The organism is Paracoccus sp. BR5-17 (assembly GCF_055693925.1).
In genome coordinates this window covers 679,129-701,160 of the sequence record NZ_JBVFUV010000003.1, presented here as the reverse complement: position 1 = coordinate 701,160, position 22,032 = coordinate 679,129, and the positions used below count along the sequence as shown (strand labels likewise).

Here is a 22,032-nt window from a genome sequence, read left to right as displayed (position 1 = left end):
GGCGCGATGATCGACCTCAACGACATCGCGGCCCCGAAGACCCGGCACGACCTCGCGGCCGTGAAGGAGCGGCTGGCCTGCACGGCCGCCGACTGGTTGCCGGGGCTCTTCCCCGAGGCCCGGCTTGCGCGGGACCGTCGATCCTTGCGCTGCGCAGACCTCTCCGGGCGCCCGCCGCGCAAGGAGGGCTCCTGCACCATCCATCTCGACGGACCCTATGCCGGCTGGGGCTTCGACTACGCCACCGGCGAGCGGGCCGGCCCCATCGACCTGATCGCGCAGGCGACGGGGCTCTGCGACGGCGCGCTCTTCGACGAGGCGGCGCGGCTCGCGGGGATCGACCATCCCGCGCCGCGGCCCGCGCCGGCGTCGCCCATGCGCGCGCGCCCCGACCATACCGCCGAGATCGCGCGGCTGGTCGACGGGGCCGTGCCGATCGCGGGTACGCCTGGCGAGACCTATCTGCGCGCCCGCGGGGTCTCGGATCCCGGCTCGCCCGACCTGCTGTTCCATCCCGATCTTCCGGACTTCGACAGCTGCCGTGGCTGGCCCGGCCTCATCGCGATCCTGCGGCTGCCGGACGGGGAGCGCGCGCCGGGCATCCACCGCACCTTCCTGCTCGACGACGGCAGCGCCAAGGCGCCCCCGGGCAAGAAGATGCTTGGCAGCGTGAAGGACGCCGCGGTCCGGCTCTTCCCGATTCCGGAGGACGGACACATCGGCATCGCGGAGGGGATCGAGACCGCGCTGGCGGCCCACGCGATCTTCGGCACGCCGGTTTGGGGGGCGCTATCGGCCGACGGTCTGGCGCGGTTCCAGTGGCCCGAGGACACCCGGCGCATCACCATCTACGCCGATGCCGGGGACGCCGGGCGCCAGGCGGCTGCGACGCTCTCGGACCGTCTGAACCGGGCCGACATCCCGAACGAGATCGTTGGACCGCTCCATGGGGACGACTTCAACGACGACCTTCTGCGCGGCGCTCGCGCCGAGGATTATGCGCTCGCAACAGACACCACACCGGAGCCACAGGCCGGGGATCCAGTGGAGCCGGAGACGGCCACGCCCATCGTCGCCTCCGCTGACGATCCCGCAACGCTGATCGCCGCGGCCGAGACGCTGACTAACCCGCCCGAGTTCGAAGCCCTGTCCACGCTGCTCGGGCGCATCGCGCTGGCGAGGCTCGATCCGCTGCCCGAACGGCAGGTCATCGCGCGGATCAAGTCCGCGACCGGCATCGGCATCTCGGTCCTGACCCAGCAGCTGGCCGAACTCGGCCGCCGCGTGAACGCCACCGGCGACCCGCACGCGCCGATCCCGAAACCCGTCTGGTTCAGGCGCCTCCGGCTCGACCTCGCCGGCGCGCCCGAGCGCAACGAGGCCAATGTCATCGTCGCGCTGACCTCCGATCCTGCCTTCGCCGGCGTTCTCGCCTTCGACGAGTTCGGGCAGGCGATCGTGGTCCGCCAGCCGCTGCCGTGGGATTGCGCCGCCGCCTCCCTGCCGCGCCCCTGGGAGGACGCCGACGACATCCGCACCGCCGAATGGCTGCAGCTGCGCGGCATCAACGTGGCGCCGGTGGTCGTGAGCCGTGCTGTCGGCGCCGTCGCACGCGAGCTGCGCATCCATCCCGTCCGCGACTGGCTCGACACCCTGAAATGGGACGGCACGCCCCGGATCGAGACCTGGACCAGCGCCTATCTCGGCGCCGAGCCGACGGCGTTCCATCACACCATCGGCGCGCTCTGGCTGATCTCGGCCGTCGCCCGCATATACCGGCCCGGCGTGAAGGCCGACCACATGCTGATCCTCGAGGGGCCGCAGGGCGCGCGCAAATCAACCGCGATCAAGGTGCTCGCCGGTGAGGAGTGGTTCACCGACGAGCTGCCGGAACTCGGCTCGAAGGACGCCGCACTGCACATGCAGGGTGTCTGGATCGTGGAAATCGCCGAACTCGATGCCATCGGCCGCGCCGAGGTCTCGCGCATCAAGGCGTTCCTGACGCGGACCACCGACCGCTTCCGCCCGCCCTACGGGCGCTACACCGTCGAGGTCCCGCGCCAATGCGTCTTCGCGGGCACCGTGAACCCCGACACCTATCTTCGTGACGAGACCGGCAACCGCCGCTTCTGGCCGCTCCGCTGCGGCGCCATAGACATCGCGGCGCTCGCCCGCGACCGGGATCAGCTGTGGGCCGAAGCCGTCCACCGTTTTCGCGCCGGCGCGATCTGGTGGATCGACGACCCGGCGCTGCTGGCCGAAGCCCGCGAGGAACAGGACCGCCGCTACCAGTCCGACGCCTGGGACGACCTGATCGAGCACTGGCTGACGCACGAGATCCGGACTGTCTCCGACGGCTTCCCCGACTACGGCAACTCCCGCACCGAGAGCGTTCCGCGCCAGGAGCCGCTGAGAGATGTGTCGGTCGGCGAGATCCTGGAGGAAGCCATCGGGCTCGAAGCGGCGCGGTGGACTCGCGGCGACCAGATGCGCGTCTCGGCCTACCTCAAGGCGAACGGCTGGGAGCGGTACCGACGGCGCGACGAGGGCGGCCGTGAGGCGCCGCGGGAGTGGCGGTATCGACGGCAGTCCACGTAGGTATCCATCACGGCCCTTGTGGCCGCTCGAGCGGCCAGGGACTGCGTCCGTTTCGCGCGCCGATCATGTGGTTCGGTTGCGATTATTCAACCGTTGGCTGTAGGTGCCCTTTGGGTCAACCGTCCAAGTCATTGAGCATGTCGTTCTGGATCGGCAGAACTGCCGCGAACCCTCCATCAGTGAACCCGTCATGTGCGCAGAGCGCGCGCAGTAGGGCAGGCCGCCAATGGTTTCGATGGAACGCTTTAGTTTCGTAGCGGGCCTGGAGCCGCAGCGTTCGCCGAACTCCGACTTGGCCCTCAGCGCGATGCGCCAAGTGCAAAGCCGCCGCGTGTGAGGCGACGTAGGTGTTCACCTCTTGCTGATATCTCGCCTCCAGCTTCAGCGTCTCCATCCCAGCGGTGAGCCTGTCGGCGAAGCCGGCTGGTAGCGCCGCCGCTGGGTCGATCCCGAAGGAAACGACCAAGATTGGTCCATCGATTTCGACGGTCGCAATCAGGAAGTCTAGGTCCGGCAGCAGGTCATAGTAGGGGTGGAGAAAGCCCTCACCGTCTTCGTCGAAGCCGGCCAGCTTGGCATGGTTGCAGGCGTGGCACATCGGTACGAGATTTCGACAGTGGATCGCAAGCGGTTTGAATTCCGACTGGGGCAGATGGTGGTCGAGTTCGGTAGCCGGATCGATGCCGCAGACCGGGCAGAGATCCACGCCCTTGAAGAGCATTTCACGTAAAGGCTGCAGTGTACGTCCAAGCTGGGTCTTCGCGTAGGCGGCATGGATCGTCTCGCGCAGCGAGTCGGGCAGGTCGGGCCCCTTGAGTTCCGCGCAGGGTGCGCCCCGGCCCTGTTCGTAGAGGTCATAGAGAGCCACAACCTCTTCCACCTCGTCGTCGGTGATAGCGTGGCCGAAAGTCTGCTTGCGATACCGGTATTCGCGCACAGCCTTCCTCAGGTCGGCCCGTTCGCTGTTCCGGTTGGGTTCCGGCAAGTTCCTCATCCCTTGCGCGCGAACTGCGTGAGGACATAGGCCCGGGCTTGGGCGCTGAGTCCGGGATCGAACAGGGCATCTACTTCCTCGATCGAGTCGCAGCCCTCGACGAGTAGGTCCAGAACCTTGTGAAAGTCTGTGCTGGATGCCGTGAGCCCGAACGTGTCGTAGGTGAGGACACCCACGTTTTCGCCGAACGTCTCGAGACCGGGCTGCCTAATCTCAAGTGATTTGCCTGTCCTGCGTATTCGCCTGACGTGGCGCGAGAGCGTTTCTTGAAGAAGCACCGGCGAGTGCGTGGCAACGACGCACAGGGCGTTCAATTCGTTCAGCACGATGCGCACCGAATGCATCAGCGCCGCCATCAGTGGTGGATGAAGGTGGGCCTCTGGTTCATCGAAGAGTACCAGCGACCGCGGCTGCGCGTGCGCTACAAGCGAGGCCACGACGTGCAGAGCGATCTTGTGGCCTGTACTCCAGCCCAAGAAGAGGGATCGCGCCGACCTGCTCCGCGCTGTCAATCTGCCCACTTGGTCCTCTAGCTCTGCGAACGATGGGTCGCCAAGCAGAGGCTCCAGCGCCGCTTCGAGCAGCTCGACGCCCTCCTGCCGGCGGATACGCGCGATCAGCGCCGCAAACTCGTCAGCGAGCTGATCGACCGGCTTGAGCCGGGTTGTCGTCCGCCGCTCAACCGGTTCATCGCCGTCGTCATCTAGATTGACAGCCTCGTCCTTCTCGACGTCCGCCCGGGCCTCCGCGACGACGTCTCGCAGCCCGCAGAAGACGAATCGTCCCTCGCCACTGGCTAGGTCTTCGGCTGTCTGCGAAAGATCCTTGGCGTCGAGACCTGGCACGGTGAAGCTGTCGAAGGCGCTGTATGAAATTGTAATCACGCGCATGAAGCCGATCGACGCCGGCTGGAGGGTGCCTAGTGCCTTCAACCGTTTCGTGGCCCTATCCTGCGGCGAAGCGAATGCCACGTGGGCGAGGCGGGATAGCAGTGTGCTTTTGCCCGATCCGTTGCGGCCGACAAGCACGACGATGCGATCGGGGAGCAACGTCTTGCGTCGCCCGGGACCTAAGCGACGATAGGGGCCGACGTAGCCGGGAGGTTCGGGCGAGCCGAAATCGAACTCGATCGGTTCGTCCGCGCCGGCTGGCGTGTAGGAGAATGTCTGCTCGATGTCCGCGAGGGCCGAGAAGTTGCCCTCGAAGAGCGCGCGTGCGTCGTTGAGGAAGTTGCGCCAGTCGGGATTGTCGCGGAAAAGCGAGGTCTTCCACCCGTCTTCATCCTCGAAGAGTGGAACAAGTTCGGGATGCGCCACCGCGTCGTTCAGGGAGTTCATGATTGCCCTGCGTCTGGCACGGGGCAGCTCATTCATCCGTTGATAGTAGTCGAGGCTGGTACCGACCGAGATCCAATCCTTTGAAAGCTTGTTGAAGGGTTCTTCAATTCGCCGCTTTCCATCGGCCTTCTGACCTTTACGTAGGATCTTTACCCCGCCCACGTAGGTTACGTCTTCCGGGTCGTCGCCATGCCGGAAGTGCAGATGGTACAGCGTTCTGAAACTGTAATCGTCCCAGTTGTCCTGCTGCAGCGCGAATCTCGCTTCCATACGCTTCAGAAGACTTCTTGATGGTGGCTCGATTGCTATGGCCAAATCGCTGATTACCTCATGTAGGCGGTGGAAACTGATGACTTCTTCAGCGTCGACTTAACCTGTGTAGACCGTTCGGCGCCAGCTTTCCGATGATGTCCGACGTTCGGCACCACAGCCAGCATCGCGCAGCTTCTCTCTTCAGCGCTGCAGGCAGAGGCTGGCGTGGGTCTGGAACCCTGTCCCAACCCCCTGGCGGTCCCAACCCTGTCCCAACCTCCCGAGGGGGTTGGGGACACGAAAAGCCGTTCAAAAACAACGGTGTCCCCAACCTCACCCTGTGGTCCCAACCTTTTGCTACACATTCATGTGGGAGAACGGAAAAGGTCGGAAACATGTTTTTCTATACGAAAAGAGAAGGACCCCCGTTGGGGACACCGAGGTTGGGACCACATCCATTCAAGTCATTGGAGCGAAACGATAAAGGGCTGTCCCAACCCTCTCGAAGGTTGGGACCACGCGGTCGGAGGTTGGGACCGGGACGGGCAGCGCGTCGGTCTTCGCCGGCCGCAGCGTCCACGGTCGTTTTCGCTTTGGCGCCGGTCTGCCGGATGCTACATCTTGCGGTGACCAAAGCCGAAGGCCCACAGCTTGTGAGCCTTCACGATGAACACACCGATCCTCGCGCAGGACGTCCGCCCGGAACCGGGCGCGATCAGCCGGTCCTGCATCCTCGCCATCGACCTCGGCACCACGACCGGCTGGGCGCTCCGCAGCCATGAAGGACTGACCACCAGCGGCACGGTCAGCTTCCGGCCCGGACGCTTCGACGGTGGCGGCATGCGCTACCTCCGTTTCACCAACTGGTTGACCGAACTCGATCGGCTGTCCGGGCCCATCGCCGCGATCTGGTTCGAGGAGGTGCGCCGCCACGCTGGTACCGACGCGGCCCACATCTACGGCGGGCTGATGGCAACCCTGACCTCGTGGGCTGAACTGCGCGGCGTTCCCTACCAGGGCGTTCCGGTCGGCACGATCAAGCGGCACGCCACTGGCAAGGGCAACGCTCCCAAGGAGGCGATGATCGCCGCCGCGCGGGCGCGTGGGTTCAGCCCCACCGATGACAACGAGGCCGATGCCATCGCCATCCTGCACTGGGCGATCGAGACGAACGGGGGCTTGGGATGAGGTGGCACCCGAAAGGCTACGGCGGCACGCGCCGGGATCCGGATCAGGTGAAGCGCGATGGCTGGCATGACGAAGGCGTGCTCGCCGTCTCCGTCGACGATCACCGCCTGACCTGGCCGGAGCGGGAACTGGTGCGTCAGCTGGGCGAGAAGCTGTATGGGCCTCGGGCGGACGACCGGGAGGCCGCGAATGGCTGACTGGAACCCCGCCATGGTCGAGGACCGGCTCGAGAGCGCGGCCGACGTGTTCCAGTTGTTGCCCGAGGTAAAGCCGCAGGGCTACTTCAACGCCTGGCCCGAGTACTTTCACAGCTTTGCCGACCAGGTCGGTCAGGAGCCGAAGACCCGTCGGCCGAAGCCCGGCCCGCGTGACATCACGCAGGCCGAGGATGCTCTGCTCTGGCTACGCTGGCTCGACCCAGCCGATGCGCGCCTGCTGTGGCTCCGGGCGAACCGGAAACCATGGAAGCCGATCTGCTGGGAACTCGGCATCAGCCGCGCCACCGCGAACCGGCGCTGGCAGTACGGGATCGCGGTGATCGTCTGGCGGCTGAACGGGAGGCGGGTGCCGAAGAAGCGGTCGATGGAATTCGTGGTGGCGCGAGCATCAAGCGCGGGTGTCTGAAGGTACACCGCTATTCCGTGATGGCCCCAAAGTGGTGCGGATAATCGCCTTGGGCATCCTCGCCCCTACGCAGAATATCGATCAGCGCAGCGAAATCGCCATCCGCCTGCGTCCCCTTCCAGCGATTGGCGAACCAACAGGTCAGCTGGATGTTCTCCGGCGAATAGTGGCCTGCGCTGTCCTTTCGGTCGATCGACACCACCAATTCGGTAACCGGGCGTCCTTTCTGCGGCAGCAGCATCGGCAGACCTGTCAGTGAGCATCGCCCGTCCTGTTCTTCCCACGCCTGGCACAGAAAATCATAGAACGCTTCCGTCGAAGAGAACCCGAAGAGCTCCTTGTTCTTCACCACCCGCTCGACTGACTGCCCGTTGGCATTGCCGACGCGGTTGATCACGCTCTGAGCGAGGCCGATCATAGCCGCCTTGAGATCACCGGGCCGCTGCAAGCCCTGCTGCTGCATCTGTTCGATCTTCTGCGGCAGGCGCACCAACAGCCAGAGATAGGAATGCGCGTCGATCAGGCGGACTTCCTTGACCCCGACCCAGCTGGTCAGCCCTGCTCGGACAGAGCGCACCGCCGCGATGAACTCCTGGTAGTTCGACCACGAGCATCGACCGGTGGTTCGAACGTCAATTCCGAGTTGCTCGAAAGCCTTGTCGAATGTGGTGGTGCCGATCGGCAAGAACCGGTTGTCATCGAAGACGTAGAACAGATACGCGATCAGGCTGTAGCGACGACCGATCAGATCGACGAGATCGTCGAGGATGTCGGCGGGCTCTCGCCGCTCCCGGAAGAGGTCGAATACGTGACGCTCGAAGCGTTGGCGTGCGGGGCCGTTCCCGAGTTCTTCGCGAAGCCGGCCCGTTTCGCTCGGCTGATTGTGTCGAGGTTCCCACGGTACAAGATTGTTCCTGAGGTCCTGACTTTCCTTGATTTCGATCGCGCGGATTACTGCCGCAAGGATTTTTCCGCTGCCGACGTCGTTGGTGGTCCATTCATCTGCCTCGAGGCGTTGGAGCGCGATGTTCCTTATGATGGCCTTGTAGCTCTCCCACTTCGCTGGAACCCCTGTGGTGAACGATACGAACTGGCTGCCATTGTAAGCTCGCAGGTCATCGTTGAACTTGCTGAAGACGGCGATGAACCGGCTCCTATCCAGCGTTTCCATTTTCAGCCACGTCCCCGGCTACGCGATTTTTCGGCGAATTGGCGCCCCCTGATGTCAAGCGCCATTGCGGAGATGAGACAATTTCCTGCGAGACACCGCAAGGCGAGACGGATCGCCCCGCTGACGCTATCCATGGCGATATACTCGGGGTCGTGCGCTCAGGCGAACCGACGCTGATCCCGAGGTGGACACCGGGGCTGGCTTCCGGGGTCCAGCCGGGGTCCAGGCAGCCAAGCCATTGTTTTACGGTTCCTTTCCGGGCCGAAACGTATGCTGGCGGGCTTGGCTCGGCATTTCGCCAGCGACAGGGCCGGATTTTTGGGAAGCCACCGGAGTCCAGCGTCCAGCCGCGACGCCATGAAAGCACTGTGAATTCAAACATCTGACCGGCCGCCCGGGGTGGATACCCCGCGGATGCCGGAGTCCGGCCGGAAGCCGGTGGACCCCTCCGTGCCGGAGTCCACCCGGCGGATGCCGATCGACCATCGACAGGAACCTGCATGACCCTCGCCTTCGCCCCCGAGCGGATCGAGACCTGGCCGCTTGCGCGCCTGCAGCCCTACGCGAAGAACGCGAAGGTGCACGGGCCCGACCAGGTCGCGAAGATCGCCGCCAGCATGGCCGAGTTCGGCTGGACGGTGCCCTGCCTCGTGGCGGAGGACGGCGAGTTGATCGCGGGGCATGGGCGCGTGCTGGCCGCAACCCAGCTCGGGCTGACCGAGGCTCCGGTGATCGTGCTCGGGCACCTGACCGAAGCGCAGCGCCGGGCCTACCGCATCGCGGACAACAAGCTGACGGAACTCGGAAGCTGGGACGAGGCGCTGCTCTCGGCCGAGCTGCAGGACCTGCTCGCGGACGACTACGACCTGTCGCTGGTCGGCTTCTCCGACGGCGAGCTGGACAAGCTGCTGGCCTTCGATCCGGACGGGGGCAGTGAAGAAGCAGGTGGCGCCGGCGGCTCCGTGCCTCCGGTGACCATCCCCGAGCCGCCGCGCAACCCGGCGTCGCGCACGGGCGATCTGTGGCTGCTCGGGCATCATCGCCTGCTCTGCGGCGACAGTACCAGCCATGGCGATGTCCGCCGCCTGATGAACGGCGAGCGCGCGGTGCTGTTCGCCACCGATCCGCCGTACCTCGTCGATTACGACGGCTCGAACCATCCGACCCGCAACAAGGACTGGTCGCAGTCCTACGGCGTCACCTGGGACGACAGTTCGCAAGGCGCGGAGCTCTACGACGGCTTCATCGCCGCAGCTGTCGCCGAGGCGATCACCGAGGATGCGGCCTGGTACTGCTGGCACGCCTCCCGCCGCCAGGCGATGCTCGAGGCCTGCTGGGAGAAGGCCGGCGCCTTCGTCCACCAACAGATCATCTGGGTGAAGGACCGCGGCGTCCTCACCCGGTCCCTCTATCTCTGGAAGCACGAGCCCTGCTTTATGGGCTGGCGCCGCCCGAACCGCCCGCCGAAGGTCGCCGAGCAGACGCTGCCCTCGACCTGGGAGATGCCGTCATTCGCCAAGGACGAGCGCCCCGACCATCCGACGCCGAAACCGCTCGACGCCTTCGGGATCCCGATGCGCCAACACGTCGCCCGTGGCGGGCTCTGCTACGAGCCGTTCTCGGGCTCCGGCTCGCAGATCATGGCGGGCGAGGCAAACGGCCGCCGCGTCTTCGCGATGGAGATCAGCCCGGCCTATGTCGACGTCGCCATAGAGCGCTGGCAGGCCGACACTTGCCGCGACGCGATCCTGGACGGCGACGGACGGACCTTCGCGCAGGTGGAGGCCGAGCGGCTGGACCAGTCTGCGAAGGATGAGGATGCCGTCGCATGAAGCAGAGCCGGGCCATGTCGCTGGTCGAGGCCATCGCCAACGTGGCGGTCGGCTACGGCGTCGCCGTCTTGGCGCAGATGCTGATCTTCCCGGTCTTCGGGCTGCACACGACACTGGCGCAGAACCTGAAGATGGGCGCGGTGTTCACGGTCGTGAGCATCGCGCGGTCTTTCGTCCTTCGGCGGCTATTTGAGGCGATCCGGGTTCGCCAGGGATAACACAAAGCGCATGAAAGTCCGTTCGCACACAGTAGAAAAAACCAGATCAATGGCTTACGCATAGGGAGGCAGGTGAGGAACTCGGGTGAAGTTGATGCAGGTGGCGTATTACGACGCTCCAATTGAAGCGTTTCTTGAAGCCGACGAGGCGTCCATCTTGGGTACTCTCGTGCAGCATCATGGCTTCGCCCTCGAGCATCAGCAGCGCGGCGCCTGGATTGCCCAGATCCGCTTACTCAAGCCGGTCCTGTCGGACCTCGCACGCGGTCATATCCTGTTCGAGTTTGCGATCCCGCGAATGGGAAGGCGGGCGGATGTTGTTCTTCTTGTCGACGGCACGGTCTTTGTTCTCGAATTCAAGGTGGGCGCCCGGAACTTTGACCGCTCGGCCATCGAACAGGTCCATGACTACGCTCTGGACCTGAAGAACTTTCACAAGGGCAGCCACGATCTGCCGATTATCCCTATTGTCCTCGCAACCGAGGCGGCAGTCGCCGGGCTACCAGACGTGCGGTTCGCGCCGGATGGCATCGCGGAACCAGTCCTCGCACGAATTGAGCAGCTACCGGCGTTGATCGCCCGGTGCGCCGCCGTACCTGGGCTCGATTCGATCGATGTCCAGAATTGGCTGCGGTCCGGCTATCAGCCGACGCCTACAATCGTTGAAGCGGCCCAGGCCCTATACCAACACCACGCCGTCGAGGAGATCGCGCGATCTGACGCTAGCGCGCAGAACCTAAGCCATACGACCGACTGCATTTCTGCGATCATCGATCGCTCGAAGGTGGAAGGGAGAAAATCAATCTGCTTCGTCACGGGTGTTCCGGGGGCCGGCAAGACCCTGGCCGGCCTCAACATCGCCACCAAACGCGCGCAAGAACACTCCGATGAGCACGCCGTGTTCCTCTCGGGAAACGGCCCCCTGGTCACGGTGCTGCGGGAGGCCTTAGCGCGGGATGAGGCCGCGCGTGAAGGAACGACAAAGACGAATGCCCATCGTAAAGTCTCGAGCTTCATTCAGAACATCCACCATTTTCGGGACGAGGCACTGAACAATACCGGCGCGCCGCACGAAAAGGTCGCGGTATTCGATGAAGCACAACGCGCTTGGACCCGTGATCAGGCCAGCCGCTTCATGCAGACAAAACGCGGGCATCTGGGTTTCGACATGTCGGAGCCAGAGTTCTTGATCAGCGTGATGGATCGTCACGAGGATTGGTGCGTGGTGGTTTGCTTGATCGGCGGTGGCCAGGAGATCAATACCGGTGAGGCTGGGCTTGGCGAATGGTTGTCGGCGCTCGACGGCCGGTTTCGGGACTGGGACATCTATATCTCAGATCGGCTCGAGGACGGGGACTACGTGACGGACGCGACCTCGATGAGGCTTTTGCACGAGCTGCCCGTTCAACGATCCACCGAACTCCATCTGAGCGTATCGATGCGATCGTTCCGGGCGGAAGCGCTGTCGAGCTTCATCGGCCACATCGTCGATAACCGCAAGGAAGCTGCAAGGGAGGTCTATCATCAGGTCGAGGATCGCTACCCGATTTGGCTCACGCGAGATCTCGACGCTGCGCGGGATTGGCTTCGGAACGTCGCCCGCGGAAGTGAACGCTTTGGGCTTGTTGCATCCTCAGGCGCGCATCGCCTGCGCCCCGAAGGGCTTAACGTGAAGGCAAAGGTCGACGCTTCAACGTGGTTCCTGAACGACCGAACAGATGTACGCTCGTCCTTCTACCTCGAAGAGGTTGCCACCGAATTCGACGTCCAGGGACTTGAACTTGACTGGGTTGGCGTGTGTTGGGACGCCGATTTACGGCATGATGGAGACGATTGGCGGTTCTACAACTTCCGCGGCACTTCCTGGCAGAGGGTGAATCAGGATGAGCGGCAACTCTACCTCAAGAACGCCTATCGCGTGATCCTGACGAGGGCCCGGCAGGGCATGATCATTTTTGTCCCGGAGGGTAACGTATCGGACCCCACGCGACCGCCAAGTTACTACGACGAGACCTATGCGTTCTTGAAGGCCTGCGGTTTGAAGGATCTTGCTGCGAGAAATCTGAACGTTAATACATCGCCCGCGGTGCCCGCACAGGTCCGCGCAATTGTTTGATTTCACCATAGCGTGGACGGCCGAGATTGCACTCGACCGTCGGGCTCTGGGTGGCTGACCGCGGTTCCAGTTAGCGAAGGCCAAATCAGCCGCGGACTCGGTAAATCCTTCCGCGTCCCTCGACCTTCTCGGAGTTGATGGTCAGCCCAAGCTTTTTCTTGAGCGCGCCGGACATGGCGCCTCTAACGGTGTGAGCTTGCCAGCCCGTTTCGGCGACGATCTCGTCGATGGTCGCTCCGCCGTTGGCGCGCAGCATCTCGATCAGCTTCGCCTGTTTCGTGCCCGTGCGCGGTGTGCATGCCTTGGGCGCGGGGTCGGTCTCGGCGGGAGCGTCCTGCAATGCCTCCGCGCTCGACGCCGCGTCAGCGCCCGTGGGCGCGTTGTCGCCACTGTCCGGATCGACGCTGATGGCGGCGAGGCCCGCGTTGGTGATGTGCAGCAGGATGGCGCGGCCGTCCTCGTCGTTGCGCCAGATGCGGTTGAGCGCGGCGTCCGCCTTGGTCTGGGTGTCGGTCGCCGTCTCGGCGATCAGCCCGCGGGAGAGGAGCGCACCGACCACCTTGGTGGCGGCGCCGCCGCGGAGGGAGCCAGGGAGCGGCAGGACGTTGCGGTCCTCGCGCTGCGCGGCGGCGCTGAGGATCACGAGCTGGGTGTCGGAAAGCTTGGTCATCCGGGGTCTCCGTGTTCGAGGCCCGCGTCATGCGGTGCCTTCTACGACCCCGAGCCGCGCAGGGCGCGGCAGGAGTTCCGGCGGTGCCGGAGATCATTCGGCGTGTTCGCCCTCGCCGAAGGCGCTGTCGGTGATGCGCTTCAGGAGGCTGGCGTAGTGTTCGAGGGTACCGACCATGGCCCAGCCCACCTCGTCGGGATGGCAGTTGAAATGGTCGTCGCTGAGCGCCTGCAGCCGGGCGAGCATCTCGTCGATCTCGGCCTTCTTGCCGATGAAGGCGGCGAGCGCGGCTTCCTTGTTCCGGCGCTCCTTTTGGGCGCGGAGTTCGTGGTGCGGGGTGGTGATCGGGTTTGGGCGGGTCATTCTGGCGGCTCCGTGGTGAGTTGCATCGTTGTCCTGCATCCGTGTTCGCTCTGTCCGCACCGCTTATCAACTCGATAAGCACATGATTATGAATGATAATCGGAGCCGTCGATGCAGGGCATGAGCGAGCGCCAGTACGCCGCGCATGTCGGGCTGTCGCGGGGCGCGATCCAGAAGGCGAAGACGGCCGAGCGGCTGGTGCTCTATCCCGACGGCAGCATCAACGCGGCCGCCAGCGATGCCCGGCGGGCGGAAACGACGGACCCGTCCAAGACGAGAAAGCCGCCCGCGCCGAAGCTGAAGCCCGTCCCCGAGGCGGCGGTGGCCGCTGTCGGCGACACGCTCCGCGAACAGGGTCTGGCGGTCCCCGCCGTCGGCGGTGGCACGACCTTCCTGCAGGCGAAGACGGCGAACGAGGTGCTGAAGGCGCAGGAGCGGCGCATCCGGCTCCAGAAGCTGAAGGGGGAACTGATCGAGCGGTCCCGCGCGCTGGCGCTGGTGTTCCGCCTGGCGCGGGAGGAACGGGACGCGTGGGTGACCTGGCCTGTGCGCGCGGCGGCGCTGATGGCGGCCGAACTCTCGGCCACGTGCAGCGACGCGACGGGCCAGCAGATCGCCGTGGAGCCGGCCGCGATGCAGAAGGTGCTGGAGAGACATGTACGCGCCCACCTCGACGAACTCGCCGAGGTCCGGCCCGACTTCCGGTGACGATGATAGCCTGACTGGCTTCGACGGCGCGGGCGAGGTCCTGCGCGCCTGGGGCAACGGGCTGCGGCCCGACCCGGACCTGACCGTTTCGGAATGGGCGGACCGGCACCGGATGCTCTCGGGCCGCGCCTCGGCCGAGCCCGGGCGATATCGTACGGTGCGCACGCCCTACATGCGCGAGATCATGGACCGGCTGTCGCCCGGCGATCGCACGCAGCGGATCGTGTTCATGAAGGCCGCGCAGGTCGGGGCGACCGAGGCGGGCAACAACTGGATCGGCTTCGCCATCCACCAGGCGCCGGGCCCGATGCTCGCCGTCCAGCCCACGGTTGAACTGGCGAAACGCAACTCGCGCCAGCGGATCGACCCGTTGATCGACGAGAGCCCCGAGTTGCGGGAGCGGGTGAAGCCTGCGCGATCCCGCGACGCGGGCAACACGATGCTGTCCAAGGAATTCGCGGGCGGCATCCTGATCATGACCGGGGCGAACTCGGCGGTCGGGCTGCGCTCGACCCCGGCGCGGTACATCTTCCTCGACGAAGTCGACGCCTATCCGGCCTCGGCCGACGAGGAAGGTGATCCGGTCACGCTGGCCGAGGCCCGGTCGCTGACCTTCGCCCATCGGCGCAAGGTGCTGCTGGTGTCAACGCCGACGATCCGGGGGCTGAGCCGGATCGAGCGGGAGTTCGAGGCAAGCGACCAGCGCCGGTTCTTCGTGCCGTGCCCGCATTGCGGGGCGATGCAGTGGCTGAAGTTCGACCGGCTGCGCTGGCAGAAGGGCCGCCCGGAAACGGCGGAATATCACTGCGAGGGCTGCGAGACGCCCATCGCGGAGCACCACAAGACGGCCATGCTGGAGGGCGGCGAATGGCGGGCGACCGCTACCGCAGCCGATCCGACCACGGTCGGGTATCACCTCTCGGCGCTTTACTCGCCGATCGGTTGGCTGAGCTGGGAGCGGATCGTGCGGGCATGGGACGGGTGCCAAGGGTCGGACGAGGCGATCAAGGCGTTCCGCAACACGATCCTCGGCGAGACATGGGTCGAGACGGGGGAGGCGCCGGACTGGCAGCGGCTCTACGACCGGCGCGAGCGCTGGACATCCGGCACGGTGCCAGCAGGCGGGCTGTTCCTGACGGCCGGGGCCGACGTGCAGAAGGACCGGATCGAGGTCGATGTCTGGGCCTGGGGTCGCGGGCTGGAAAGCTGGCTCGTCGACCACCTCGTGCTCGAGGGCGGGCCCGGCGATCCGGCCTGCTGGCAGCGGCTGACCGACCTGCTGGGGCGGACATGGGCGCACGCATCAGGCCAGACGATGACGCTCGCCCGGTTCGCGATCGACACGGGCTACGAGACCAGCGCGGTTTATGCCTGGTCGCGGCAGGTTGGGTTCGCACAGGTGGCGCCCGTCAAGGGCGTCGAGGGGTTCACCCGGACGAGCCCGGTGACCGGCCCGACCTATGTCGATGCGACCGTCGCGGGCAAGCGGCTCCGGCGCGGCGCCCGGCTCTGGACCGTGGCCACCTCGACCTTCAAGGCCGAGACCTATCGCTTCCTGCGGCAGGACCGGCCGACGAGGGAAGAACAGGCGGCGGGCGCGCTGTGTCCGCCCGGCACGATCCACCTGCCGGAATGGGCGGACGGCGAGTGGCTGAAGCAGCTGACCGCCGAGCAGCTGGTGACGGTCCGCACGAAACGCGGCTTCGCGCGGCTCGAATGGCAGAAGCTCCGCGAGCGCAACGAGGCGCTGGACTGCCGGGTCTATGCCCGCGCGGCGGCGTGGATCGCGGGCGCCGATCGCTGGCCGGAGGCGCGGTGGGCCGATCTGGCAGCGCAGCTCGGGGTGGCGAAGCAGGACGGATCCGAGGCCGGCGAGGCAGCGGCGCCGACCGTCCCGACACGAACGACGCCGCGCCGGCGCACGGTGCGCTCGAGTTACATGAGGTGATCAATGGCCACGGCCGCCGAGCTCCGCGCCCGCCGCGACGCGCTGACCGCGCAGCGGTCCTCGGGCGTGGCGCGGGTAAGCTATGACGGCAAGACCGTGGACTATCGGAGCGTGGCCGAGATCGACCGGGCCATCGAGGCGCTGGACCGCGAGATCGCCGCCGCCGAGGCGCGTCGGATCGTCCGGCAGGTCCGCGTGACGACGGCGAAGGGGCTCTGAACCCATGGGCTTCTTCGACCGCTTCCGCCGCCGGACCGCCGGCGGCCCCGCTGCCGTGCGCGCCCGCCTCGAAGGTGCGATGGCGAAGCGCCGGCTGCGCGGCTGGAACCCGCCGCTCGAGAACATCAACGCGCTGGTCGCCTCGGGCGGCCCGCGGCTCCTGGCACGGTCCCGCGAACTGGTCGTGACCAACGGCTATGCCGCCAACGCCTGCGAGGCCTTCGCGGCGAACCTCGTCGGCGACGGGATCAAGCCGTCCTCGCTGATCGGGGACGCCGATCTGCGCGACCGCGTCCAGCGGCTCTGGCTCGCCTGGACCGACGAGGCCGATGCGGATGGGTTGACCGACTTCTACGGCCTGCAGGCCATGGTCGCGCGCGAGATGTTCGTCGCCGGTGAATGCTTCGTCCGGCTTCGTCCCCGGCGTTCGGAGGACGGACTGCTCGTCCCGCTGCAGCTGCAGCTTCTCCAGTCGGAAATGCTGCCCTTCGAGAAGACCGAGACAGCGGCCAACGGCAATCGCATCCGCTGTGGGATCGAGTTCGACGCCATCGGGCGGCGCGTGGCCTATCACTTCCGCCGCCGCCACCCGGGCGACAGCACCGACCAGGGGGCGGCCATCCCGGAGACGGTGCGCGTGCCGGCGGCGGACGTGCTGCACATCTATCGCCCCATCGACGCGGGCCAGATCCGGGGGCTGCCGCATATCGCGCCGGCGATGGTGCGGCTGTTCCTGCTCGACCAGTACGACGACGCCGAGCTCGACCGGAAGAAGACCGCGGCGATGTTCGCGGGCTTCATCACCAAGACCGCGCCGGAAGAGCCCATGATGGGAGAGGCGGAGGCGGATCTCGACGGGGCGGCCATCGCGAGCCTCGAGCCCGGCACGATGCAGGTGCTGCTGCCCGGCGAAGACGTGAAGTTCTCGTCCCCGGCGGATGTCGGCGGCGGCTACGAGGCGTTCCAGTACCGGACGCTGCTCTCGGTCGCGGCCTCGCTTGGGCTGCCCTATCACCTCGTCACCGGCGATGTCCGGCAAGCGAACTACTCGAGTCTCAGGGCCGAACTCGTCGAGTTCCGTCGCCGCATCGGCCAGCTGCAGCATGGCGTCATCGTGCACCAGCTCTGCCGGGCAGTCTGGCGGCGCTGGCTGGAGACCGCGGTCCTGTCGGGCGCGCTGGAGGCCGATCCGGCAGAGGTGCGACCGGTGCAGTGGATCCCGCCGCGCTGGGACTGGGTCGATCCGCTGAAGGACATCCAGGCACAGGTGCTGGCGATGGAGGCCGGCATCACGTCGCGGCGCAAAGTGGTCGAGGCCACCGGCTACGACATCGAGGAAATCGACCGCGAGAACGCCGCCGACGCCGCCCGCGCGACAGGTCTCGGCCTTCGCTACCGCACGAGCCCCGGCGAGACGCAGGGCGCCCGCGCGACGCCGGCAACGCGGGCCGAGCCCGGCAACGGCGCCGGCAACGACACGGACGACGGAGCGGCGACGACCGATCCGGCCACCGAACAGGAGTGACGACATGGCAAGCTGGTATGCGATCCGCGCCCGGGGGACCGGTGCGGAAGTAGCAATCTATGACGAGATCGGCGCCTACGGGGTCTCGGCGAAGGGGTTTCTGGCAGAACTGGGCGCGCTGCCTGAGGGCACGCCTGTCGATCTGCGGCTCAACAGCCCCGGCGGATCGGTCTTCGACGCGGTGGCGATCCACAACGCGCTGAAGCGCCACGAGGGCACGGTCACCGTCTGGATCGACGGCATCGCCGCCTCCGCCGCATCCTACGTCGCCATGGCGGGCGACGAGATCGTCATGCCCGAGAACGCCTTCCTGATGATCCACGACCCGGCCGGCCTCGTGATGGGCACGGCCGAGGACATGCGCGCCATGGCCGAGGCGCTCGACAAGGTGAAGGGCAGCCTCGTCTCCGGCTATGCCGCGAAATCCGGCCGGACGCCGGAAGAGGTCTCCGCGCTCATGGCCGCCGAGACATGGTTCGACGCGTCGGACGCCGTGGCGCAGGGCTTCGCCGACCGGCTGATCGAGCCCGTCCGCATCGCCGCGAACTTCGACATTGGGCGCTTCCGCAATGCGCCGCCGGTGTTGGTAGAGCAGGTCGAAGCGGATCAGGACTCCGACGACGCGGCCGACTGCGTCGAGATCGAAGCGGACGAGGACACCGACGAGGCCGCCGAAGGCGATCAGCTTTCTGATGTCGAAAACGAGCAGGCCGCCGCCGCCGACACCGCTCAGCCTCCGGCCGAGACGCCACCTCCCAGCGGCGCGCCGCCGGATCCCGCCGCGATCCGGGCCGATGCCATCGGCCACGCCCGCGCCGTCATCGATCTCTGCCTCCTTGCCGGCCAGGCGCAGATGGCCGGCCGCTTCCTCGAAGAGAACGCGAGCCTCGACGAGGTGCGCGCCGCGCTCCTCGCCGCCAAGGCCGAGGCCGAACCCGAGATCGTGCCCCATCACCCGCAGCCCGGCCGCTCCTCGGCCGCGCGCCCCTGGGGCGAGATCGTCGCCCGCACCTTCAAGCTGAAAGGATGACACCATGACCACGCTCGTCGAAGGCACGCACCCCGGCGGTTTCCTCGTCTGGGAAGCCTTCCGCGACTACACCCGCGAGACGATCACCGTCGCCTCGGGCACGCTTGAGCCCGGCACGGTGCTGGGCAAGATCACCGCGTCCGGCAAATACGCCGCGCACGATCCCGCCGCCGTCGACGGCACCGAGACAGCCGTCGCGGTGCTCTGGGGCAATGCGGATGCGAGCGCCGGCGATGCGCCCGCCGTCGCCGTCGTTCGCGGACCCGCCATCGTCAACCGCCACGACCTCTTCTTCGCGGGCACCCCCAGCGAGGGCGAGATCGCGGCCGCCCACACGGCGCTCCTCGCCGCGGGCATCCTCGTCCGCTGATCCAATCCCGACAGGAGGCATCCTCATGGCCACCATGGACATCTTCGAAGGCGATGCCTTCACCATCGTCGAGCTCACGCGCGCGCTCGAGAACATTCCCTACAAGCCCGCGCTGCTCTCGGGCTCGGCCCTCTTCAGCCCGCGCGGCGTGCGCGCCCGTACCGTCGTGATCGAAAGCCGCGATGGCACACTCTCGCTGATTCCGTTCTCCGAACGCGGCTCGGCCTACGAGCAGCAGGTTCCCGATCGGCGCGAGATGCGCGCCTTCGTCTGCCGCCAGTTCAAGAAGCAGGACGTGCTCTGGGCCTCCGAGATCCAGTCCGTCCGCGACTTCGGCTCCGAGAGCGCCACCCAGCAGGTGCAGACCGAGGTGGCCTACCGGCTGCGCAAGCTCCGTCAGGACGCCGAGACCACCTTCGAGTACCACCTGCTGAACGGCATCCAGGGGCTGGTGAAGGACCCGAAGGACCACGCCACGGTGGTGAACTACTTCACCGAGTTCGGCATCTCTCCGGCGGCCGAGATCGACTTTGACCTCGACAACGCAAGCCCGGCCTCGGGGGCGCTCCGCAAGCGCTGTCAGGCGTTGATCGAGAGCGTCGAGGACTCGAGGGGGGCTTTCAGCCGGGGCGGTGCAGGTCCGCGCCGAATGCGGCTCGGCCTTCTTCGCCGATCTCGTCGCCCACAAGGAGGTGCGGGAGACCTACCTCAACACCGCCGCGGCGGCCGATCTGCGCGGCCGGGTGGCCGACGAGGTCAGCTTCGGCGGCATCACCTTCCGCCGCTACCGGGGCGGCGTCGGCTTCACCGTGCCGACCGACAAGGCGTTCTTCTATCCCGAAGGCATCGAGGGGCTCTTCGAGATCTACTACGCCCCCGCCGACACCTTCGAGACGGTCAACACCCTGGGCCAGCCGCTCTACGCCCGCACGATCCCCGACCGGGATCGCGACGAGTGGGTGCGGCTCGAGATCGAGAGCAACCCGCTGCCGATCTGCACCCGACCGCAGGTGCTGCGATCGGCGCGGCGGACCTGAGTCAGAGCGTGACGCCGTATCGGGCGTGAAGATCGCTGAGATGCCGGACCAGCCAGTCGGCCGGTTCGGTATCCTGCCAGAAGCGCCAGAGTTCCGGATAGCTCATCGCCTCGAACGCCGGCGATGATCCTGCCACGCGCGCCCTGAACTCCTCGATCTCGTCACGATGGGCTGCGAACTCCGGACCGGCATCCGGGTTCGCAGGCTCCCAGAACAGATAGAGCAGCGTCACGGGGCGGTCTGGAAAGGTGCGAGCCAGACCGAAGGCATGCTTGATGAGCTGTGCAGCGTCGAGCCATGTGTACTGGTCCGGGCGATCCCGGAGGCGGAGCATCTCGCGGAAGTATCCCTGATGGCGCCGCGCGTCCCTGATCTGCTCCTCGTAGGCGGGTGAAAATTCAGCCCGGTGGGCCGACAGGTGTTCGGTCAGCTTGGACTCGATCCCGACCACGCCGCCGGGGCCCGACAGCACGACGTCGAGGTTGGGAGCACGGCCGCCGCGGAGTCCGGTGGGGCATTTCCTTTCGAAGCGAAGATCGTCGAAACCGGCAGCCATCGGCATGGCGAGGTCGGCGATCCGGCTCCGAAACGGCGCGAAGCAGTTGACTGCCAGCCCGGATGAAGAATGCGCTGCCCGGAACTTGGTCTGCAGCTCATTGCCGTCTCCGGACGACAGGTCTGCTTCGAAATCCTCCGGCAACACCTGCGGAAGAAGGGTGTCACGGAAATCTGCAGCATAGCCTTTCGGGTCGAGGGTCGTGTCCGGGTGCTGGCGCATGAACGCCTCTGACAGCGCCTGAACGGCTCGGACCCTCGTCAGGCGCTCTGAAATCGATTCCTGTTTCATGGGAGCAGTATAGCCATGACCAGCGCGTTCGCATCCGCCCTAGACGCGCTCTTCGCGGATGCGCATCTCGCGCGCGACATCGTCTACATCGCCGAGGGCGGCGCGCCTTCGCTGGTCCGGGCGATCCTGCGCCGGCCCGATGACGTTACCGGCTTCGGCGAGGCGCGGATCTGGTCGGAAACCACCCGGCTGGATCTGCGCCTTTCCGCGGTGGCCAACCCGCGTCCCGGCGACCGCATCGAGATCGACGGCGAGGCCTTCCTCATCCAGGGCGAGCCCGTCCGCGACCGCGAGCGGCTCGTCTGGACTGTGTATCTGCGTCCGGCCTGACCGCGATGAAGTTGAAGCTCGACATCACGCCGGACCTCGTCGCCGCCATGGCCGCGGAGGTGAAGGCCGGCGAGAAAGCGGTGACCGCCGCCATGCGCGAGGCCGGCACCGGGCTCAAAACCGCCTGGCGCGGGCAGATCACCGGTGCGGGGCTGGGGCGACGGCTCGCGGGCTCGATCCGCAGCCAGACCTACCCAAAGACCGGCGATAGCCTGAGCGCCGCGGCGCTGGTCTGGTCGAAGGCGCCGGTCATCGTCGGTGCGCATGACACCGGCCCGCTGATCCGCTCGAAGAACGGGTTCTGGCTGGCGATCCCGCTGCCCGCCGCGGGCAAATCCCTGCGCGGCGGCCGGATCACCCCCGGCGAATGGGAACGACGCCGGGGATTGCGGCTACGGTTCGTCTATCGCCGGACGGGCCCGAGTCTGCTGGTGGCTGAGAGCCGGCTGAACACGAAGGGCCAAGCGGTAGTGTCGCGCTCGAAGACCGGACGCGGCAAGGTCACCGCGCCGATCTTCCTGCTGGTGCCGCAGGTGAAGCTGCCGAAGCGGCTGGACCTGGCGCGGGATGCGGACCGGGCATTGGACGGCGTGCCGGGGCTGATCGTGGCGAACTGGGTGGAGGGTAGGTTGTGATCGCATCGATGCGCAATCTT

Annotated in this window: 22 protein-coding genes and 1 pseudogene; 17 read left to right on the top strand and 6 right to left on the bottom strand. The window is 66.5% G+C overall.

The window, feature by feature from the left end; all coding sequences use genetic code 11:
* The first annotated feature begins 6 nt into the window (after window positions 1–6).
* Window positions 7–2,598 (top strand): VapE domain-containing protein, encoded by a 2,592-nt coding sequence (locus ACZ1HC_RS04770; protein ID WP_472698973.1) that lies wholly within the window; start codon window positions 7–9, stop codon window positions 2,596–2,598.
* Window positions 2,599–2,713: 115 nt separating this feature from the next.
* On the opposite strand, the gene ACZ1HC_RS04765 is transcribed toward ACZ1HC_RS04770, so the two are convergent.
* Entirely contained in the window at window positions 2,714–3,583 is an 870-nt protein-coding gene (locus tag ACZ1HC_RS04765) for an HNH endonuclease (protein ID WP_472698972.1), read from the bottom strand.
* A gap of 5 nt (window positions 3,584–3,588) precedes the next feature.
* Window positions 3,589–5,199, bottom strand: a complete 1,611-nt coding sequence (locus ACZ1HC_RS04760) for an AAA family ATPase (protein ID WP_472698971.1) — start codon at window positions 5,197–5,199, stop codon at window positions 3,589–3,591.
* Between the two features lie 648 nt (window positions 5,200–5,847).
* On the opposite strand from ACZ1HC_RS04760, the gene ACZ1HC_RS04755 reads away from it, so the two are divergent.
* The 3 genes from ACZ1HC_RS04755 to ACZ1HC_RS04745 are packed head-to-tail and all read left to right on the top strand — an operon-like array spanning window position 5,848 to window position 6,993.
* Entirely contained in the window at window positions 5,848–6,369 is a 522-nt protein-coding gene (locus tag ACZ1HC_RS04755; RefSeq protein ID WP_472698970.1) for a crossover junction endodeoxyribonuclease RuvC, read from the top strand.
* Window positions 6,366–6,566 (top strand): hypothetical protein, encoded by a 201-nt coding sequence (locus tag ACZ1HC_RS04750; protein WP_472698969.1) that lies wholly within the window; start codon window positions 6,366–6,368, stop codon window positions 6,564–6,566. Before ACZ1HC_RS04755 ends, ACZ1HC_RS04750 begins: the two co-directional genes overlap by 4 nt.
* Complete coding sequence (locus tag ACZ1HC_RS04745; protein WP_472698968.1) at window positions 6,559–6,993, top strand: DUF6362 family protein; 435 nt, start codon at window positions 6,559–6,561, stop codon at window positions 6,991–6,993. The genes ACZ1HC_RS04750 and ACZ1HC_RS04745 overlap by 8 nt, the downstream gene beginning before the upstream one ends.
* Before the next feature lie 10 nt (window positions 6,994–7,003).
* Here ACZ1HC_RS04745 and ACZ1HC_RS04740 read toward each other — a convergent pair whose 3' ends face one another.
* Window positions 7,004–8,164: a hypothetical protein gene (locus ACZ1HC_RS04740; protein WP_472698967.1), complete on the bottom strand. Its 1,161-nt coding sequence runs from the start codon at window positions 8,162–8,164 to the stop codon at window positions 7,004–7,006.
* A 500-nt stretch (window positions 8,165–8,664) separates the two neighbouring features.
* Here ACZ1HC_RS04740 and ACZ1HC_RS04735 point away from each other — a divergent pair, with 500 nt between their 5' ends.
* The 3 genes from ACZ1HC_RS04735 (at window position 8,665) to ACZ1HC_RS04725 (ending at window position 12,330) form a co-directional block, all read left to right on the top strand.
* The gene (locus ACZ1HC_RS04735; RefSeq protein WP_472698966.1) at window positions 8,665–9,996 is read left to right on the top strand and encodes a site-specific DNA-methyltransferase; all 1,332 of its coding nucleotides are present in this window, start codon (window positions 8,665–8,667) and stop codon (window positions 9,994–9,996) included.
* Complete coding sequence (locus ACZ1HC_RS04730) at window positions 9,993–10,214, top strand: DUF7220 family protein (RefSeq protein WP_472698965.1); 222 nt, start codon at window positions 9,993–9,995, stop codon at window positions 10,212–10,214. The genes ACZ1HC_RS04735 and ACZ1HC_RS04730 overlap by 4 nt, the downstream gene beginning before the upstream one ends.
* Before the next feature lie 94 nt (window positions 10,215–10,308).
* The gene (locus tag ACZ1HC_RS04725; protein WP_472700780.1) at window positions 10,309–12,330 is read left to right on the top strand and encodes a DUF2075 domain-containing protein; all 2,022 of its coding nucleotides are present in this window, start codon (window positions 10,309–10,311) and stop codon (window positions 12,328–12,330) included.
* An 85-nt stretch (window positions 12,331–12,415) separates the two neighbouring features.
* On the opposite strand, the gene ACZ1HC_RS04720 is transcribed toward ACZ1HC_RS04725, so the two are convergent.
* Together ACZ1HC_RS04720 and ACZ1HC_RS04715 are read right to left on the bottom strand one after the other, a co-directional pair.
* The gene (locus ACZ1HC_RS04720) at window positions 12,416–13,000 is read right to left on the bottom strand and encodes a DUF3489 domain-containing protein (protein ID WP_472698964.1); all 585 of its coding nucleotides are present in this window, start codon (window positions 12,998–13,000) and stop codon (window positions 12,416–12,418) included.
* Window positions 13,001–13,093: 93 nt separating this feature from the next.
* Window positions 13,094–13,363, bottom strand: coding sequence for a hypothetical protein (locus tag ACZ1HC_RS04715; protein ID WP_472698963.1), 270 nt, complete (start codon window positions 13,361–13,363; stop codon window positions 13,094–13,096).
* A gap of 111 nt (window positions 13,364–13,474) precedes the next feature.
* Here ACZ1HC_RS04715 and ACZ1HC_RS04710 point away from each other — a divergent pair, with 111 nt between their 5' ends.
* From ACZ1HC_RS04710 to ACZ1HC_RS04675, 8 genes and pseudogenes are all read left to right on the top strand, one after another.
* Window positions 13,475–14,071, top strand: coding sequence for a hypothetical protein (locus ACZ1HC_RS04710; RefSeq protein WP_472698962.1), 597 nt, complete (start codon window positions 13,475–13,477; stop codon window positions 14,069–14,071).
* Window positions 14,019–16,019, top strand: a complete 2,001-nt coding sequence (locus ACZ1HC_RS04705) for a phage terminase large subunit family protein (protein ID WP_472698961.1) — start codon at window positions 14,019–14,021, stop codon at window positions 16,017–16,019. The genes ACZ1HC_RS04710 and ACZ1HC_RS04705 overlap by 53 nt, the downstream gene beginning before the upstream one ends.
* A gap of 3 nt (window positions 16,020–16,022) precedes the next feature.
* The gene (locus tag ACZ1HC_RS04700) at window positions 16,023–16,238 is read left to right on the top strand and encodes a phage head-tail joining protein (protein WP_472698960.1); all 216 of its coding nucleotides are present in this window, start codon (window positions 16,023–16,025) and stop codon (window positions 16,236–16,238) included.
* Window positions 16,239–16,242: 4 nt separating this feature from the next.
* On the top strand, window positions 16,243–17,763 hold the full coding sequence (locus tag ACZ1HC_RS04695; protein WP_472698959.1) for a phage portal protein: 1,521 nt from the start codon (window positions 16,243–16,245) through the stop codon (window positions 17,761–17,763).
* A 4-nt stretch (window positions 17,764–17,767) separates the two neighbouring features.
* Window positions 17,768–18,793, top strand: a complete 1,026-nt coding sequence (locus tag ACZ1HC_RS04690; protein ID WP_097031804.1) for a head maturation protease, ClpP-related — start codon at window positions 17,768–17,770, stop codon at window positions 18,791–18,793.
* Window positions 18,794–18,797: 4 nt separating this feature from the next.
* Window positions 18,798–19,163 (top strand): head decoration protein, encoded by a 366-nt coding sequence (locus ACZ1HC_RS04685; protein ID WP_097031803.1) that lies wholly within the window; start codon window positions 18,798–18,800, stop codon window positions 19,161–19,163.
* Between the two features lie 25 nt (window positions 19,164–19,188).
* Window positions 19,189–19,761 (top strand): annotated as a pseudogene (locus ACZ1HC_RS04680) (major capsid protein); the annotation flags it as partial.
* A 34-nt stretch (window positions 19,762–19,795) separates the two neighbouring features.
* Window positions 19,796–20,200 carry a major capsid protein gene (locus ACZ1HC_RS04675; RefSeq protein WP_472698958.1) on the top strand — a complete coding sequence of 135 codons (405 nt, stop codon included), beginning with the start codon at window positions 19,796–19,798 and terminating at the stop codon, window positions 20,198–20,200.
* Window position 20,201: 1 nt separating this feature from the next.
* Here the strand turns inward: ACZ1HC_RS04675 and ACZ1HC_RS04670 are convergent, their stop codons facing one another.
* On the bottom strand, window positions 20,202–21,047 hold the full coding sequence (locus ACZ1HC_RS04670) for a PGN_0703 family putative restriction endonuclease (protein WP_472698957.1): 846 nt from the start codon (window positions 21,045–21,047) through the stop codon (window positions 20,202–20,204).
* Between the two features lie 15 nt (window positions 21,048–21,062).
* On the opposite strand from ACZ1HC_RS04670, the gene ACZ1HC_RS04665 reads away from it, so the two are divergent.
* Both ACZ1HC_RS04665 and ACZ1HC_RS04660 read left to right on the top strand, forming a co-directional pair.
* Complete coding sequence (locus ACZ1HC_RS04665; RefSeq protein ID WP_472698956.1) at window positions 21,063–21,377, top strand: head-tail joining protein; 315 nt, start codon at window positions 21,063–21,065, stop codon at window positions 21,375–21,377.
* A 5-nt stretch (window positions 21,378–21,382) separates the two neighbouring features.
* Window positions 21,383–22,012, top strand: coding sequence for a DUF6441 family protein (locus ACZ1HC_RS04660; RefSeq protein ID WP_472698955.1), 630 nt, complete (start codon window positions 21,383–21,385; stop codon window positions 22,010–22,012).
* Window positions 22,013–22,032: the final 20 nt, after the last annotated feature.